Annotated in this window: 12 protein-coding genes; 8 read left to right on the forward strand and 4 right to left on the reverse strand. The window is 74.5% G+C overall.

All coding sequences use genetic code 11. The annotated features are described in order from the left end of the window. Positions 1 to 11 precede the first annotated feature (11 nt). From BLU82_RS29645 to BLU82_RS29665, 5 genes are all read left to right on the forward strand, one after another. Positions 12 to 1,055, forward strand: coding sequence for a LacI family DNA-binding transcriptional regulator (locus BLU82_RS29645; RefSeq protein ID WP_197682561.1), 1,044 nt, complete (start codon positions 12 to 14; stop codon positions 1,053 to 1,055). A gap of 812 nt (positions 1,056 to 1,867) precedes the next feature. Next, positions 1,868 to 2,941, forward strand: a complete 1,074-nt coding sequence (locus tag BLU82_RS29650) for an ROK family protein (protein WP_092624458.1) — start codon at positions 1,868 to 1,870, stop codon at positions 2,939 to 2,941. Continuing rightward, a complete protein-coding gene (locus BLU82_RS29655) occupies positions 2,934 to 3,530 on the forward strand; it encodes an SIS domain-containing protein (RefSeq protein ID WP_092624459.1) in 597 nt (198 codons plus the stop codon). Before BLU82_RS29650 ends, BLU82_RS29655 begins: the two co-directional genes overlap by 8 nt. Continuing rightward, positions 3,527 to 6,067 carry an alpha-mannosidase gene (locus tag BLU82_RS29660; protein ID WP_092624460.1) on the forward strand — a complete coding sequence of 847 codons (2,541 nt, stop codon included), beginning with the start codon at positions 3,527 to 3,529 and terminating at the stop codon, positions 6,065 to 6,067. The genes BLU82_RS29655 and BLU82_RS29660 overlap by 4 nt, the downstream gene beginning before the upstream one ends. After that, positions 6,057 to 7,994: a beta-L-arabinofuranosidase domain-containing protein gene (locus BLU82_RS29665; RefSeq protein ID WP_092624461.1), complete on the forward strand. Its 1,938-nt coding sequence runs from the start codon at positions 6,057 to 6,059 to the stop codon at positions 7,992 to 7,994. The genes BLU82_RS29660 and BLU82_RS29665 overlap by 11 nt, the downstream gene beginning before the upstream one ends. 92 nt (positions 7,995 to 8,086) lie before the next feature. Here the strand turns inward: BLU82_RS29665 and soxR are convergent, their stop codons facing one another. Further along, entirely contained in the window at positions 8,087 to 8,563 is a 477-nt protein-coding gene (gene soxR, locus BLU82_RS29670) for a redox-sensitive transcriptional activator SoxR (protein WP_092624462.1), read from the reverse strand. A gap of 122 nt (positions 8,564 to 8,685) precedes the next feature. On the opposite strand from soxR, the gene BLU82_RS29675 reads away from it, so the two are divergent. Beyond that, on the forward strand, positions 8,686 to 9,666 hold the full coding sequence (locus BLU82_RS29675; protein ID WP_092624463.1) for a zinc-binding dehydrogenase: 981 nt from the start codon (positions 8,686 to 8,688) through the stop codon (positions 9,664 to 9,666). Between the two features lie 42 nt (positions 9,667 to 9,708). Here the strand turns inward: BLU82_RS29675 and BLU82_RS29680 are convergent, their stop codons facing one another. Then, positions 9,709 to 10,974, reverse strand: a complete 1,266-nt coding sequence (locus tag BLU82_RS29680) for a PP2C family serine/threonine-protein phosphatase (RefSeq protein ID WP_092624464.1) — start codon at positions 10,972 to 10,974, stop codon at positions 9,709 to 9,711. A 608-nt stretch (positions 10,975 to 11,582) separates the two neighbouring features. Here BLU82_RS29680 and BLU82_RS34495 point away from each other — a divergent pair. After that, positions 11,583 to 12,020 carry a hypothetical protein gene (locus BLU82_RS34495; RefSeq protein WP_157741338.1) on the forward strand — a complete coding sequence of 146 codons (438 nt, stop codon included), beginning with the start codon at positions 11,583 to 11,585 and terminating at the stop codon, positions 12,018 to 12,020. Between the two features lie 849 nt (positions 12,021 to 12,869). On the opposite strand, the gene BLU82_RS29690 is transcribed toward BLU82_RS34495, so the two are convergent. Then, entirely contained in the window at positions 12,870 to 13,829 is a 960-nt protein-coding gene (locus BLU82_RS29690; protein ID WP_092624466.1) for an AraC family transcriptional regulator, read from the reverse strand. Between the two features lie 80 nt (positions 13,830 to 13,909). On the opposite strand from BLU82_RS29690, the gene BLU82_RS29695 reads away from it, so the two are divergent. Beyond that, a complete protein-coding gene (locus BLU82_RS29695; RefSeq protein ID WP_092624467.1) occupies positions 13,910 to 14,743 on the forward strand; it encodes an NAD(P)H-binding protein in 834 nt (277 codons plus the stop codon). A 165-nt stretch (positions 14,744 to 14,908) separates the two neighbouring features. Here the strand turns inward: BLU82_RS29695 and BLU82_RS29700 are convergent, their stop codons facing one another. Continuing rightward, a complete protein-coding gene (locus BLU82_RS29700; RefSeq protein ID WP_157741339.1) occupies positions 14,909 to 17,422 on the reverse strand; it encodes a hypothetical protein in 2,514 nt (837 codons plus the stop codon). Positions 17,423 to 17,512 lie beyond the last annotated feature (90 nt).

A 17,512-nucleotide genomic window follows, 5' to 3' on the forward strand; every position in this document is an offset into this window, starting at 1 on the left:
GGAGGCGCAGGGTGGGTCGTCGGGTCAACGGTGACGGCACGGCAGCGACCGAGCTGCAGCGCCGCGCCACCATCAAGGACGTCGCCACCGCCGCCGGCGTCTCACGCTCCACGGCGTCGCGGGCGCTGACCGGCCGCGGCTACGTGGCCACCGACGTGCGCGAACGCGTGCTGGCCGCCGCCGAGGACCTGCGCTACGTGCCCGACGCCACCGCCCGGTACCTCAAGCAGCAGGTCTCGCTGTCGCTCGGCGTGCTCGTCTCGGACCTGCGCAACTCGTTCTACGCCCGCCTCGCCGCCGGCGTCGGCCAGGCGGCCCGCACCCAGGGCTACAGCCTCGTCCTCGCCGAGGACGGTGGCTCGGCCGAGGCCCAGGTCGAGGCCGCCGAGACGTTCGTCGCCACCCGCGTCGCCGGGGTCGTCGTCACCCCCGTCTCCGCCGACGTCACCACCTACCTGTCCCGGCACCGCATCCCCGTCATCGAGGTCGACCGCCAGTTCGCGGCCGGCGTGTGCGACGCCGTCGTCGTCGACAACCATCGGGCGTCCTCACAGGTCATCGCCGAACTGATCGGGCTCGGGCACCGGCGCATCGCGCTGTTCATCGACGAGACCACGTGGACGACCGGCCGCGACCGCCACGCCGGCTACCAGGCCGCGCTGACGGCGGCCGGCATCGCCCTCGACCCCGACCTCGTCGTCTCCTCCGGCTGGGACGTCGACGCCTCCCACGCCGCGGCGGTCGCGCTGCTCCGGCCGTCCTCGCGGCCGACCGCCGTGTTCGCCGCCAACAACGTCCTCGCCGAGGGCGTCTGGCGGGCGGCGAACGACCTCGGGCTGCGCATCCCCGACGACCTCTCCCTCGTCTCCTTCGACGACGCGCCCTGGATGAGCCTCGTGACCCCCGGGCTCACCGCCGTCGCTCAGGACGAGGCCGCGCTGGGGGCCGCGGCGGTGCAGCGGCTGCTGGAGCGCATCGCCGACCCCGACGCCGGCCCGGAGACCGTGATGATGCCGACGCAGGTCGTGCATCGCCAGTCCACCCGCGCCGTCTGACGGCGGTTTCGGGGCCGTTCGCGGGATTGCGGCCCGGTCTGGCTGTTGTCGCTGCCCTCGCCCGGCCACGGCTCGGCGGCGCCGGTCGAGCCTGATCGCCGCGTCCGGCCGTAGTGATGACCCGCCCCGTTGGGGTTGGGACCCCCCTACGGGCGGGCACCGACACTCGCCGCATCGTGCGCTCGCCGTCGCACGGCCCGGTCGCGCCGCCGCGCTCACCGTCACCCGACCGCGTCGCGCCGCCGCGCTGACCGTCACCCGGCCGCGTCGCGCCGCCGTCGCTCCCCCGCCGTCGCTCGCCCCCGCCGCGGCTCGCCTCCGCCGCGGCTCGCCTCCGCCGGCCGCGCCGGTCGCCGTCGCCTGGCCGGTCCGCGCTCTCGCTTTGCGGCCGTAGTCATGGCCCGCCCGCTTGGGGTTGGGACCCCACCCTACGGGCGGGCACCGACACTCCCCGCATCGCGCCGCATCGCGCCGCCGCGCCGCCATCCGCATCACGCTGCCGCTGCTCACCGTCGCCCGGCCGGACCGTGCCGCCGTCGCCGTCGTCCGGTCGCGTCTCGCCGCCGCGCCGCCAATCGCATCACGCTGCCGCCCGGCCGGGCCTCGCCTCCTCCGCTTCGCCGGCCTCCGCGCGTCCGGTCAAGCTCTGCCCCCGCTCCTGTCAGCCGTCGCGCCACGCACGTATGGGAACGATCCCTCTTGACTCGGTCAGGGTGCACTTGTCATGATGCGGAGGCCACCTGGGATCGATCCCACGTGGAGCGGGGCGCCGAGGCCGACGTCCCTGAGACGGGGACGGAGAAGCGGACCGGATGGACGAGCAGGATTCCCGCGCATCGGGGCGGGCGGTGCTGTCACTCGACATCGGCGGCACCAAGCTGGCCGTCGGCGTGGTCACGCCGGACGGCGCGGTGCACGGCCTGATCGTCGAGCCGACGCGGCGCTGGGAGGGCCCGGACGCGGTCATCCGCCGGCTGTTCGACCTCGGCCACCGTGCCGTCGCCGCGGCGGCGCTCGATGCGCCGATCGCCGCCGTCGGGATCTCGTGCGGCGGGCCGCTCGACAGCGCGACCGGCGTGCTCATCTCGCCGCCGCACCTGCCGGGCTGGATCGACGTGCCGCTGGGCGAGCTGACGCGGCAGGAGTTCGGCGTGCCGGCGTACCTCGAGAACGACGCGACGGCGGCCGCGCTCGGCGAGCACCGGTTCGGCGCGGCCCGCGGCCTGAGCACGATGATCTACCTCACCATCTCGACGGGCGTCGGCGGCGGCGCGGTCATCGACGGACGGCTGCACCGTGGCGCCGCGGGTAACGGCGGCGAACTGGGCCACCTCATGGTCCGTCCCGGCGGGCGGACGTGCTCGTGCGGGCGCCGCGGCTGCCTCGAGGCGTACGTGTCCGGGACGAACATCGCCGAGCGCGCGGCGGAGGGCCTGCGCGCCGGCGCGACCTCCTCCCTGCGCGCCGCCGAGGCCGACGCCGACGCAGCCGACGCCGCCTCGCTGACGGCGGCCGACGTCGCCGCGGCGGCGCGGGCCGGTGACGCGTTCGCGCGAGAGATCTGGGCCGAGACGACCGACGTGCTGGGCCAGGCGGTGACCGATCTGGTGAACGTGTTCGAGCCGGACCTCGTCGTGCTCGGCGGCGGCGTCACCCGGGCCGGCGAGATGCTGCTCGACCCGGTCGCCGAGGCGGTCGCCCGCGACGCCATGCCGCCCGCGGCAAAGGCGGCCCGCGTCGTTCTGGCCGGGCTCGGCGACGTCGTCTGCGTCGTCGGCGCCGGCGTCGTCGCATTGGACGCGCTCGGCGCAGCGGACGCGGCGAACGTGCCGCACGCGCCAGACGTGCCGCACGCGCCGCACGCACGGGAGGACCACCATGCCTGACCAGCTCGAACGGCACCTCGCCGACCACGTCGCCGCCGCCGAGGCCATGCGCGACCTGCTCGCCGGCATCCGCGACGTCGCCGACCTCATCTGCCAGGCCTTCGCCGCCGGCGGCGTCCTCTACACGTTCGGCAACGGCGGCAGCGCGGCCGACGCCCAGCACTTCACCGGCGAGCTGATCGGCCACTACGACCGCGACCGCCGGCCGCTGCCCGCCGTCACGCTCACCACCGACGCCACGGTCATGACCTGCATCGCCAACGACTACACCTACGCCGACACCGTCGCCCGCCAGGTCGAGGCGCTGGCTCGCCCCGGCGACGTCGTCGCGGCGTTCACCACCAGCGGCCGGTCGCCGAACGTCGTCGCCGGGCTGGAGGCCGCGCGCAAGAACGGCGCCGCTACGGTGCTGTTCGGCGGCGGTGACGGCGGACCCGCCCGCGCGTACGCCGACCACGTCCTGCTGGCGCCGTCCACCCAGACACCGCGCATCCAGGAGATGCACACGCTCGCCCTGCACCTGATCAGCGAGATCGCCGACGCCTGGGCCGCCGGCACCGAGAGCGCACCGGAGGAACCGACCGTATGAGCCCCGACGACTTCCGGCCGCCGGCCATGCGCCGGCGCACGCTGCACATGGTGGGCAACGCGCACCTCGACCCGGTGTGGCTGTGGCCGTGGCAGGAGGGCTACCAGGAGGCGCGGGCGACGTTCTGGTCGGCGATCCAGCGCATGGACGAGTACCCGGACTTCGTCTTCACCTGCGACCAGATCGTGCTGCTGGCGTGGGTCGAGGAGCAGGACCCGGAGTTGTTCGAGCGCATCCGCGAGCGCGTCGCCGAGGGCCGCTGGGTCATGACGGGCGGCTGGTGGGTCGAGCCCGACTGCAACGTGCCCGGCGGCGAGTCGTTCGTCCGCCAGGGCCTGTACGGGCAGCGCTACCTGCACGAGAAGTTCGGCGTCATCGCGACCGTCGGCATGAACGCGGACCCGTTCGGCCACAACGCCATGCTGCCCGCCGTCCTGCGCGGCCAGCGGATGGACTCCTACACGTTCCTGCGCCCCGGCCCGCACGAGAGCGATCTCGACGGGACGGCGTTCTGGTGGGAGGCGCCCGACGGCAGCCGCGTGCTGGCCTACCGCATCCCGTTCGAGTACTGCAGCCCGCCCGGCGACGTCGCGCACCAGACGGAGAAGTCGCTCGGCCAGCTGGACCGTTCGCTCGGCGACGTCATGATCTTCTACGGCGTCGGCAACCACGGCGGCGGGCCGACGAAGGCCAACATCGAGTCCATCCACCGCCACGACCAGCGGGGTTCGTACGGAAGGATGATCATGTCGTCGCCGCGCCGCTACTTCGACGAGCTGATCGCCCGGGGCAAGGCCTCCGGGCTGCCGGTCTGGCGCGACGACCTGCAGCATCACGCGTCAGGCTGCTATTCGGCGCACTCCGGCATCAAGCAGTGGATGCGACGGGCCCAGGCGGCGCTGCTCTCGGCGGAGCGCTGGGCCGCCGTCGGCGCCGTCGTGCACGGCGACGCCTACCCACGCGACGAGCTGGGGCACGCGTGGAAACAGCTGCTGTTCAACCAGTTCCACGACACCCTGCCGGGCTCGGCCATCGAGCCGGCGTACGACGACGCGCGCGACCAGCTCGGCGAGGCGGTCGCCATCGCGAAGCGCATCATCACCCGCGTCCACAATCGCATCGCCCGCGACGTCGCCGTCCCGTTCGAGGACGGCACCCAGCCGGTGCTCGTCTTCAACCCGCACCCGTGGCCGGTCTCCACCGACATCGAGCTGCAGTACGGCGTGCAGCCGACCGGCGTGCACGTGGTCGACGCGGACGGCGGGCTGGTGCCGTCGCAGCGGACCCAGTCCGTGGCGACGACGAACGACAAGGGCCGCGGCGCCGTCGTGTTCCGGGCCGACCTGCCGCCGCTGGGCTACCGGCTGTTCCGGCTGCTTCCCGGGACGACCGGCGGCCTGACGTGGGCCGACGGCGCCACGCCGGGCACGCTGAGCGCGTCCGAGACGGTGCTCGAGAACGACCTGCTGCGCGCCGAGCTGGACCCGTCCACCGGCTGGCTGACGAGCCTGCTCGACAAGCGCACGGGGGCGGACCTCGTCGCCGGCGCCGCCGGTGAGCACACGCAGGTCAGCGAGGACCCGACGGACACCTGGGGCCACGGCGTCGTGACCTACGCGTGGCCGGGCGAGCCGATGAAGACGACCCGCGTCGTGTTGCGCGAGAGCGGTCCGGAGCGGGCCCGGCTGCGGGTGGAGCGGTCGTGGGGCCGGTCGACCATGACCGAGGAGTTCATCCTCCGCCAGGGCGCCGACGAGCTCGAGGTGCGGGTCACGATCGACTGGCGCGAGCAGGCGCACCTGCTCAAGCTGCGGTTCCCGGTCGCGCTGGCCGACCCTGAGGCGACCTACGAGATCCCGTTCGGGACGCTGCGGCGGCCGGTCGACGGCGCCGAGGAACCCGGGCAGTCGTGGGTCGACCTCAGCTCGGGCGGCGCGGGGCTCGCGGTGGTGAACAACGCCAAGCACGGGTACGACGTGTCGCCGGCGTCTGACGGGGCGTCGCCGTCCATCGGCATCACGGCGGTCCGCAGCCCGGTCTACTCGTGGCACGACCCGCGGCTGCTCGACCCCGACGGCGTCTACTCCTTCCAGGACCAGGGCATACAGCGGTTCACCTACCTGCTGGTCCCGCACGCGGGCGACTGGCGTGCGGCGGGGCTGACGCGGCGGGCCGCGGTGCTCGGATCGGCGCCGCGGGCGATGCTGGAGAGCTCCCATGACGGTTCGCTGCCCGCCACCGGGAGCTTCGCCGCCGACGACGGATCGGTGCTGATCACCGCGGTCAAGGGCGGCGAGGACGGCGATCCGGCCGCGCCCGACCTCATCGTCCGCGCCGTCGAGACGACGGGGACCGCGGTGACGGGCGCGCGGCTGGCGCTGCCGCTGGTCGACCGGGTCGTCGAGGCGGACTTCGGGCCGTATCAGCTGCGGACGTTCCGGGTCCCGCGCGATCCCGCCGCGCCGGTCGTCGACGTCGACCTGCTCGAGTGGCCGGTCGACGCCGAGGTTCCCGGTTCGCCTGCCGATGACGACTGAGCCCGCGCCGGTCCTGCGGCTGGAGGCACTCGACGCCGGCGGGACGGTGGTGGGGACGACGGCGGTGGGCCCGGCCGCCGGGACGGCGGCGGCCGGGACGCCGGGCGAGGTCGTCGCCGGCCCGTTCACCGTCGAGGTGACGGCCGGGCCGCCGAGCGCCGCCGGGCTGGTCGACGTCACGCTGTCCGTGGCCGTGAGCGCGCCGTTCACCGGGCACCTGCGCCTGGTCGCGGCCGTCGCCGACGCGGCCGAGCCGTGGTGGCTGATCCCCGGCCTGTTCTACGGCGAGAACCGTCCCGCCGACTGCGACCGCCGGTTCCCGCGGTTCGAGGCCGGCGCCGACGATCCGGCCGGCATGGTCAGCGACCACTGGTCGTTCCGGTCCGACCGCGCCGCGACGCCGGCGGCGTTCGCCTGGGGCGCGTCCGGCGGCGCGATGGCCGGGACGGACGAGACGTCGCCGGCCGGGCCGACCGGCGTCGGGCTCGCCCATCGCGGCGACGTCGCCGAGGTGCACGTCGTCTTCCCGTTCCGCGAGGACCCGGTCACCTACTACGGGTCCGCGACGCCGCTGCCCGCGACGTCGGCGACGTACATCTGGCGGCCCGGCGGACGGGTCGAGCTGCGGGCCGTCGTCGCGACGCTGCCAGCCGACCGCCATGCGTACGCACCGATCCTGCGCGCCGTCCACGAGCGGAGCCGGCCGCTGCACCCCGTCACACCGTGGGTGACGGTGCCCGAGGCGGCCGACATCGCCGCCGAGGGGCTGGTCCGCTGGCACTACGACCCCGATCCCGGCGTGCTGCTCGAGACCGTCGGCTTCGACCGCGAGGTCACCGGCGGCGACGGCCGCCCCGTCGACCGTCAGGCCATGCACGTCGGCTGGGTGAGCGGCATCCCGTGGGCGTACGCGCTGCTGGCGCACGGCCGGCGGACGGGATCGGCGGCGGCCGCGGACGCGGCGACGCGGGTGATCGACTTCTGCTGCGCGAACCTGTCGCCGTCCGGCACGTTCTGGGGACGGTGGGAGCGGGACGGCGGGTGGACGCAGAGCTGGACGCCGATCCGGGGCGGACTGCACGCGCGGACCCTCGGCGAGGCGACGCTGTTCCTGCTGCGGGCGCTGGAGGTCGACGAGCGTGCGACGTGGGCCGCCGCGGCGCGGTCCAATCTCGACGTCGTCCGCGACCGGCAGCGCACCGACGGCAACCTCGGCTCCGTCCACGACGCCGTCGACGGACGGGTGCTGTCGTGGGCCGGCGCGTCCGGGATGACCTGGATCGCGGCGTTCTGCTCGGCCGCTCGTCTGGACGACGACGGCTCGTACCTGGCGGCCGCCGTCCGAGCCGGCGAGTACTACGCGCGGTTCGTCGAGCGCGAGTTCGTCCACGGCGCCCCCGAGGACGTCGACCTCGCGCCGACGTCGGAGGACGGCTACGCGGCGGTCATGGCGTACGTGGCGCTGTACCGGCGGACGGGCGACGCGCGCTGGCTGGACCTCGCCCAGCGGGCGGCGGACTGGATGCTGACGTTCCGCTACACCTACAACGTGCGGTTCGCCCCGCGCACCCCGCTCGGCGCCTACGGCTTCGCCACCCGCGGCGGCGACCAGGCGTCGCCGTCCAACCAGCACCTGCACGCGTACGGGCTGGTCTGCACCCGCGAACTGGCCGAGCTGTCCGCCGCGACCGGCGACCCGCACTACCGCGAGCGCGCCGACGAGGCGCTGGACTGCTTCCGCCAGCTGCTCGCGACCGCCGACGGCGAGCTGAACTCCTACCGCGGCATGATCACCGAGCGCTACTACCAGACCGAGTGCTTCCAGCCGAAGGGCATGGTGCTGACACTGTCGCACGCGTGGAGCGCCGGGGTGCTGCTGCTGGCGTGCGAGCAGGTCATCGCCGGTGAGGGACAGCCGGACGGCTGACCGCGGGCCGCACGAGCGCCGGCCCGCGTCCGCTGGACCGGGCGGCCGCTGGGCCGGGCGAGCGCCGGCCGGGCGGTCGCTGGGCTGGGCGGTCAGCCGCAGCAGACCCCGTCGCGGTCCTCGATCAGCCGCCGCGGTCCCGGGCCGTGCTCCCCCAGCTCGTCGTGCATGTTCGCGAGCCTGCAGTTGCGCAGCGACAGGCAGCCGCAGCCGATGCAGTCGGTGAAGTCGTCGCGCAGCTGCTGCAGCCGCCGGATGCGCTCGTCGAGGTCGGCCTGCCACTGCGAGGACAGCTCCGCCCAGTCCTTCTGGTTGGGCGTGCGGCCGTCGGGCAGGCAGGCCAGTGCGCGGTTGATCTCGGCGAGCGGGATGCCGACCCGCTGGGCGATGCGGATCAGCGCGACCCGTCGCAGCACCGCACGCTTGTATCGTCGCTGGTTACCCGACGTGCGCCGCGACGTGATCAGGCCCTGCCGCTCGTAGAAGTGCAGCGCCGACACCGCGACGCCGCTGCGTTGTGACAGCTCGCCGACGGTCAGCTCGGACTTGTTCCACGCGACGGTGTCCACGGCGGCTCCTCGATTTGACCTCAACTTTGATTCAGGTTTTAGCGTAGCGGCGACAGCATGCGAAGCCAACGGGCGCCGCACCCGCCGAACCGGTGGGCGGCGCCACGACGCGGAGGACCTGGATGCACGCGATCCGTCTGCACGAGTTCGGCCCGGCCGAGAACCTGCGCTACGAGGAGGTGCCCGATCCGGTGCCCGCGGCCGGCCAGCTGCGCGTCGCCGTCGAGGCCAGCGGCGTGCACCTGATCGACACGGCGCTGCGGTCCGGTGGGGGCGGCGGCGGTCCGTTGCCGTTGCCGGCGCTGCCGTCGATCCCCGGCCGGGAAATCGCGGGCACCGTGGACTCCGTCGGCGACGGCGTCGATCCGGCGTGGGTGGGGCGGCGGGTGGTGGCGCACCTCGGTCAGGCCGGCGCCGGGTACGCGCGGCTGGCGGTCGTGGCGGCCGAGTCGGCGCACGTGCTGCCGGACGGGCTTGGCGCCGACGCGGCGGTGGCGATGATCGGGACCGGGCGGACGACGGTCGGCGTGCTGGATCGGGCCGCTCTGACCGGTGACGACGTGGTCCTGGTGACGGCCGCGGCGGGTGGGGTGGGCAGTCTCCTCGTCCAGGCGGGGCGGGCCGCCGGCGCCGTCGTCGTCGGGTTGGCCGGGGGTTCGGCGAAGGTGCGGCAGGTGCGCGCGCTCGGCGCCACGCACGCCGTCGACTACACCGACCCGGCCTGGCCGGAGCACGTCCGCGCCGCCCTCGGCCCGCTCGCCCCGACCCTCCTCCTCGACGGCGTCGGCGGCCCGCTCGGCCGTGCGGGCATGGACCTCCTCGGCGTCGGCGGACGGCTCGTCATGTTCGGGTGGTCGTCCGGCGAGCTGCTCCCGTTCGCCTCCTCCGACCTCGTCGAACGCGCCCTGACTGCGTCGTGGCCGATCAGCCGGCACCAGGTCGGGCGGCCCGGGTTCCTGCGCGGACTGGAGACACGAGCGCTCGCCGAGGCAGCGGCCGGCCAGCTGGTCCCGCTGGTGCACCGGTTCCCGCTCGAACGCGCCGCTGACGCCCACTCCGCCCTCGAGTCCCGCCGGACCACCGGCAAGGTCGTCCTCGTCTGACGGCGCCGTCGTACTCGGGACGCCGTGCCGCGGGAGCTGCGCCTACCCGGCGCAGAGCAGCCCGGGGAAGCCGACCTCGTCGCCGAGCCATTCCTCGCCGTCGCCGTTGCCGGTCTCGGTGGTCTCGCGCTGGTGCGCCCGGCAGGCGCGCAGCCGCAGCGTGTCGATCACCTGCTCGGCGTCGGAGAGGTCGCTGGCGGCGATGGTCGCGCCGACCTCGTTGCGATACACCGTCGGCAACGCGTCGAGCGGCAGACCGCCGGGCACCGCGTACAGCTCAGACAGGTGCACGGGACCGAGTTCGTGCCGGACGCCCTGGTAGATCGCCACCTGACCGTTGCTGACGCCGACGTAGTACTGGTCGCGGACCCAGCCGTTGGCGAACGTCAAGCCGGCCCAGCCGAGCGCCATCACCGCCGCTACCGCGATCGCCGGCCGCAGCCAGCGCCGCCGCCGGCGCCGTCGGGCACGGGGCGCGTAGCGCATGGTCTCGGCGTCCTGTTGCGGCTCCGACGGCTGGTCGCCGTCGAGGCTCTCGGCGGCCGATCCGACGACGTACGACTCAGAGGCGGCGTCCGCGCCGGCGGCGTCGGCCTCGACGATCTCGCCGACGACCGCGGTGACGTTGTCGGGCGCGCCGGCGTCGAGGGCCATCGCGATGAGCTGGCCGGCCGCGTCGTCGACGGTGTGCGCGCGGGCCAGCGCCGCCTCGATCTCCTGGTCGGTGACGACGTCGGACAGGCCGTCACTGCAGATCAGGAGCCGATCGCCGGCCTGCACGTCGATGATCGAGTAGTCCGGGCGGATCGGCGACTGCCCCTGCAGCACCTTCGTCACGACGGAGCGCGCGGGATGCTCGCGGGCGTCCTCAGGCGTGATGCGGCCGTCGTCGACCAGCGACTGGACGAACGTGTGGTCGCGGGTGATCTGCGTCAGCGACCCGTCGCGCAGCAGGTACGCGCGGGAGTCGCCGATGTGCCCGAGCGCCAGCTGCACGCCGTTCCACAGCAGCGCCGTCGACGTGGTGCCCATGCCGGCGCGGGACGGATCGGCGCGCGCCATGTCGTCGATGCGGCCGTTCGCGGCGCTGACGGCGGCCGACAGGACGTCGATCGGGTCTCCGTCGGGCAGGTGGTCGGCGTTGACGAGTTCGTCGATGGCCGCCCGGCTGGCGACCTCACCCGCTGCGTGGCCGCCCATGCCGTCGGCGACGGCCAGGAGGTACGGGCCGGCGTAGCCGGAATCCTCGTTGCCCTCCCGGACCAGGCCGACGTCGGAACGCGCGGCGTAGCGCAGCGTCAGCGGCATCGATTCCCTACTCCCGCACCCATTGAGGCGCCGGGGGCCCGGAGAGCGCCCACACGCCGCCTCCCCCCAGAGACTTGTCGATCACAGCGGATCGTAGCCGCCCCCGGTTCCTGACTGTGGAGACGCCACGCGGACGGGCCTTGTCCACAGCCCACTCCGATCTGCCGACTTGTCCACAATTCCGGGTTCGGCGGGAGCGGGCGGGTGCCGGTTCGGCGAACGATGAAGGGGTCCGGCCGCGAATGGTCGGACCGAGGTGCCAAGCCTCGTCGGTTTCGTCGGAGAGGACGCTATTCATGCAGCTCATCAAGAGTGCCGCCGTGTGCGGCGCGACGGTCGCGGCGTTGGTCGCGGGAGCGTCGGTCGCCGCTCCCGCGTGGGGCACGGTTCGGCCGGCGGAGAGTCCGCCGTCCGTCGAGGCGTTGGCCGGCCAACCGCCGGCGCGCGTGGTGACGGAGCCCGGGTCGGCTCGCGCCGCACCGAGACCCACGGCAGTGGTGACGGATGCGGCGGCGGGCGCGGTGGCGGATGCGGAGCCGGGCGCGGCGCCGGCCGCAGGCACGCCGACGACGACCTCCGTGCCGGGCTGGACGGTCGACTGCAGACCCATGCCGCCGCCCCGGCATCGCCAGCTGCTCGACGGATTCGCGCTCGGCTGGATGCCGCCGGGCATCGGCCCACTCGTCAGCGACTTCGCGTACGAGTGGGACGACGTCGGCTTCCGGTCGCGGGTCTGGGAGTCCGGCCCGTACCCCGACGACTCCTACCGGGTCGACCTCCAGGTCACGGTCATGCGCAGCCCGACGTTCACCGATGCGGCGGCGCTGCGGGGTTTCCTGGTCGAGTACCTCGAGCGCGATCCCGCCGGCTGGGCCACCGACCCGTTCGCCCACCCCGACGGCCCCGGCTTCACCGACGTCGGTGAGCTCTTCTGGCTCGCCTCCCCCGGCGTCGCGGTCCGCGTCTTCGGCTGCGGTGAACAGGTCGACTTCCGCGATCTCACCCGGACCGCCTGTGCCGTACGGCAGGTGCTGCCGATGCGCTGATGCCTTTAGGCCGCCCGACTGGACGCGTTGGCAAGGGAGGACGAGATGACGAAGACCTGACGACAATCTGGACGCGCGCTGCCTGGTCCAGCACCGGCACGAGTAGCGACGGCCGCAGCGTCTGGTCGAGCGCCGGCACCGGTAGCGACGGCCGCGGCGTCTGGTCGAGGGCCGGCACCGGTAGCGCCGGCACCGATGTCTGGTCGAGCGCCGGCGCCGGTAGCGACCGCCGTGACGTCTAGTCGACTGCCGGAGCCGGTAGCGACCGGACGTCCGGTGGTGCGGGTGGCTGACCGGACTCCACCCGCCGGCCGCCGCGCGTGCACCGGACCCAGGCCAGGCTGTGGCGCGCCGAACAGGGCTCGCCAGACCTGGGGCCGGCCGTGTCGCGCGGGCTTGCGGCACCGGTGGACTGCGCCGGGCTCGCCACCGTGCCGGGCAGCCGCCGCGCCGGGCCGCGGGTGCCGTCCCGGTCGCCGGAGGTGGGCCGTGTGGCGGCCGTGCCTCGCGGTGGCTGCGCCGGGGGTGGTGGCCGCGCCTGCCGGGTTGGGCTCGCCGGAGGTGGGCCGTGCGGTGGCCTTGCCTCGCGGTGACTGCGCCGGGGTGGTGGCCGCGCCCGCCGGGTCGTCCCCGTCGGGCGTCGGCGGGGCGGTGGCCGCGCTCCGCGGTGACCGCGCCGGGGGTGGTGGCCGCGCCTGCCGGGTTGGGCTCGCCGGAGGTGGGCCGTGCGGTGGCCTTGCCTCGCGGTGACTGCGCCGGGGTGGTGGCCGCGCCCGCCGGGTCGTCCCCGTCGGGCGTCGGCGGGGCGGTGGCCGCGCTCCGCGGTGCTACGTCGGCGCAGCGGCGTGGTCAGCCGGCGGCGTCGCGGGTGTGGCGGGTCGGTTCGGGAGCCGGGCGGGCGATCGCTCGATGCTGCGACGGCGTCAGCCCGCGGCGTCGTTTGAACGCGGCGCTGAGCGCGAACGCGCTCCCGTACCCGACCTGCCGGGCGATGCTCTCGACCGTCGCGTCGGTCTCGCGCAGCAGGTCGGCGGCGATCGACAGGCGCCAGCCGGCGAGGTAGCTCATCGGTGGCTCACCCACGCGGGCGACGAAGTCGCGGGCCAGCAGCGCCCGGGACACGCCGGTCGCGGCGGCGAGCGAGCCGACCGTCCACCCGCGCCCGGGATCGTCGTGGAGGAGGCGGAGCGCCTGGCTGACCGGCGAGTCGTCCAGCCGCGAGTACCAGTGCGGCGCCGACGCCTGCGGCCGGTCGAACCAGCCGCGCAGCGTCGAGACCAGCATGAGGTCGAGTAGCCGGTCGAGCACGACCTGCTGGCCCGGCCGGTCCGCGGCGATCTCGTCGGCGACGAGATCGAGCATCGGGCACGCGCAGTCGTCCTCGGCGATCACCAGCACCCGTGGCAGCGCGTCGAGCAGCCGTTCGCTGATGCCGGCGGCGCCGTCGTACGTCCCTGTCAGCACGACGGTCTCGCCGGCGACGCCCGGGTCGCAGGTCCGCCCCACGGCGCCGGCTTGCGCACTCCTGGCGCAGTAGTCGGCCAGCGCGATGGCGTCGTCGGGGCGGGCGTCGGGATCGGCGGCGACGGTGAACGGCTCGGGCCCGCGGACGACGGCGATGTCGCCAGTGCCGACTCGAACCGGATTGCCGTCGAGCGGGTGCAGCCAGGCGGTCCCGTCGAGGACGGCGACCAGCGTCAGCTCGGCGCCCGTCGCGAACCGCACCGACCAGCGCGAGTCGAGCACCGTTCGCCCGATCAGCGCGCCGCTCGCCCGCACGCCGTCGAGCAGGTCGGTCAATGGATCCACCCCTCCACCGTAGACGACGTCGCATGAATCAGAGTGTCTGGACCATTCATCGTCCACCGGTGGCGAGGTTGGCTGGCGGCATGACGATTCTCCTCACCGGCGCCACCGGCAAGGTCGGCCGCCGGGTCGCCGCCCGCCTCGACGACCTCCGGGTGCCGTTCCGCCCGGCCAGCCGCACCAGCGCGACGCCGTTCGACTGGACCGACGAGACCAGCTGGCCGGCCGCGCTCGACGGGGTGCGGTCGGCGTTCGTGGTCCCATACGACGCCGCTCCGCTGACGCGCCCGTTCGTCGATGCCGCGATCAAGAGCGGGGTGGAGCGGATCGTGCTGCTCTCCGGTCGCGGCGTGGACGTGCCCGACTATCTGCCGCCGCACCTGATGGAGGGCAACGCGCACATCGACGGCGAGGCGGCGCTGCGCCCGGCCGCGGTCGAGTGGACGATCCTGCGGCCGGGCTGGTTCGCCCAGAACTTCAGCGAGGGCTTCTTCCTCGACGCGGTGCTGGCCGGCGAGCTGCGGCTGCCCGCCGGCGACGGCGCCGCGAGCTACGTCGACGCCGACGACATCGCGGCGGTCGCTGTGGCAGCTCTGACCGAGGATCGCCACGTCGGGCAGACGTACGAGCTGTCCGGCCCGCGCGCGGTCACGATGGCCGAGGCTGCCGCCGAGATCACCACGGCGTCCGGCCGCAACGTCCGATACACCCACATCGACCACGACGACCTCGTCCGCGAGCTGGTGAGCGACGGCTGGCCCGCCGCCGAAGCCGACGAGTACGTGAGCCTCATCGGACCGATCCGCCGCGGCATCGACGCCCACCTGTCCGACGGAGTGGAACGCGCACTCGGCCGCCCGCCGCGCGACTTCCGCGCCGTCGTCCAGGCGGCCGCGGCCGCCGGGGCGTGGTCCTGACGCCGGCGGGCTGACACGCGCCGGCCGGACGCGCTTGCGCGGCGACGCCGGGCCCCGGCCACGAGAGCGCCGACCCGTCCTGCGGGACAGGGTCGGCGCTCCGGAGCATCGCGCTGTGCTGATCAAGCCCGGGCGCCACTCACCCGGCGGCCAGTGCGGGACGGGTCAGGCGGTGTCCATGGCGCGGTGACGCGCTCGCAGGGCCAGCAGACCGGCGGCGAGCAGGAGTGCGGCGAGCGCGACGCCGCCCAGCGTCCACACCCCGGTGTCCGGCAGCAGGTCGTTCTCGGCCGGGCCTTCGTCGCCCACGCCGGAACCGTCGTCCGAACCGGCCTCCGAACCGGCCTCCGAGCCAGACTCCGAGCCAGACTCCGAGCCAGACTCCGAACCGCTCCCCGACTCGGAACCGGACTCGTCGCCCGGGCCGTCGGTCGGATCGGGCGACGGGGACGGCGTGGGCGGCAGGTCCGGCGCCGAGGTGACGCGCAGGAGCACGTCGGCGCCGTCCCACACCGCGTCGAACGTGTAATCGCCCGACGTGACCTCCTGCGCCGCCAGATCCGTACTGCCCGGCCCGGACGTCGTCACGACGGCGAACTCGTCGCCCTCCGCCGGGGCGAACCCGTCGAGCACTGTCACGTCCCAGGTGATGTCGCCGAGGGTCTGGAACGAGGTGGCGATCCGGTCGAACCCATCGCACGCCGCGTGCCCGCCGAGCTCGACGCCGAGGGTGCCGTTACCGGTGAACTCGTCATTGACGGTGAGACAGCCGGCCGACGACCCGGCGGCGACCGTCCCGCCGTCGAGCGCGAGCGACAACACCGTCCCGGTGCCGCGCAGCATCCCCTGCGCCGTCGCCGCCGTCTGACCCAGGTCGCCGTCGACCGCCACCGACCCGCCGGCCACCGACAGCCGCGACCCGTCGGCGTTCTGCGTCCAGTCGCCGCCCAGCACCAGCGAGCCGGAGCCGCCGTGCCGCAACGTCCCCGCACCGCGCAGGTCGCCGCCGAACGACGTCGACGCGGAGCCCACGACGGACAGCGCCGACGCCGCGTCCACCAGCAGCACCGAGCCCGAGTCCGATCCGGACCCGGACAGCGCGCCCACCGCCTCGTTGTCGTTCAGCACGAACGTCCCGCCGCCGGTGATCGACAGCTCGGCGGTGTCCGGGATCAGGTCGTGCAGGTCGGCGTGGTCGGTGTGGACCGTCGTGACGTGTGCGTCCTGGATCTCGAAGTCGCCCGGCACGGACGTGTCGCGGTGCAGCGAGACCGCGCCGCTCTCGGCGACCGTCCGGCCGGCGAACGTGCTGGACCCGCCGTCGCTGAAGATGATCGGCGCGTCGATGCCCGCGCTCTCGAGGCTCAGGTCGCCCGAGCCCGCGACGGACACGAGGTCGACGACCGACGGCGTGGCCCGGGTCTCGACCCGCCCGCCGCCGTTCGTCAGCGCGACGTCGGTCACCGTCAGGCTCGCCCCGGGCGCGAGCGTGGCCAGCACCGACTGGTCGCCGATCCGCAGCTCCTCGTCGAGCGTGATCGTGTCCGCGGTGCCCACCACCGCGCCGTCGTACGCCGTCGTGATGCCCGACCCCGCCGGCCCCAGCGCCAGTGCGTCGTTCACCACGAGCAGCGACTCCGCGCCGTTGACCGCAGTCAGGCCGTCGTGACCCAGCTGGCCCTCCTCGATGCTCAGGCGCCCCGGGCCGTGCGCCGTCCCGACCCGCACCTCGCCGTTCGGGTCGCTGGTCAGGCTCGCGAACTGCGGCACGACGGCGTCGCCGTCGAGGGCGAGCACACCGTCACCGACGTGCAGGTCGCCGGCGAACGACAGCGGGTCGCCGCCGCTGCCGCCCTGCACGTGCACGTACGCGCCGAGCGTCACGGGCTCAGCGAGCGTGACGGCGTGCGGCCCCGCGACCAGCGAGTACGGCCCGAGAACCCCGCCGTCGCCGAGTGTGATGGGCCGCTCGAACTCGGTGTCACCGGTGAACTCCACCGTCGCCTCGTCGACGACGGTAACGGCGCCGCCCGCGCCGCCGCAGTCCGTCCCGCCGCAGCGCAGCGTGATGTCGTCCTCCAGCCCGATCGTCCCCGCGTAGGTCGAGCCGCGGAGTGCGACGGTCCCGGCGCCGCGGAACCGCAGCGCCTCGTCGTCGCCGCCGATGCGGGCCGCAAGCGTCGCGCCGTCCTCCAGCTGGACGATGTCCGTCGCGTTCGCCGCCTGCGTGAACCGCAGCTGGTGCGGCGCCTCGATCGTGAGATCGGCGGTGACGTGGTGCAGATGCTCGCCCGCGCTGGACGGGACCTCCAGGCCGGTCGCCAGCGTCGTCGGCGCCGAGACGGTGAAGAAATGCGCCTCGATGTCGTCGCCGGAGAGGTCGTAGCCGGGCGCCTCGACCCGCAGCACGCTGAACGTCGTGCCGCCGAGGTCGTTGACGGCCTCCTGGGCGGCGGCACCGGGCCCGAAGACGACGCCGTCGCCCTCGCCGGGCGCCCCGCCCGCGCAATCGGCCCAGTTCTCTGCGGTGGACCAGTTAGCATCGCCCCCGGCTCCGGTCCAGCGGCAGGTCAGGCCGAGGGCTTGGGCGGGTGTGGCCGGAAGTGTCAGCGCGACGAGCACCGTGGTAACGGCGCAGGTGGCAGCGGCCCGGAAACGGGCAGAGGTCGTCGAAGTCACGGGCTCGACCGTAGGGAGGGGGCACGGGATGGGCGAGTGGGGTTCCTACGCATGCCGCCGTCCGGGCATGGGGGTTTCCACGGTTTCTCG

The organism is Jiangella sp. DSM 45060 (genome assembly GCF_900105175.1).
GTDB lineage: Bacteria > Actinomycetota > Actinomycetes > Jiangellales > Jiangellaceae > Jiangella.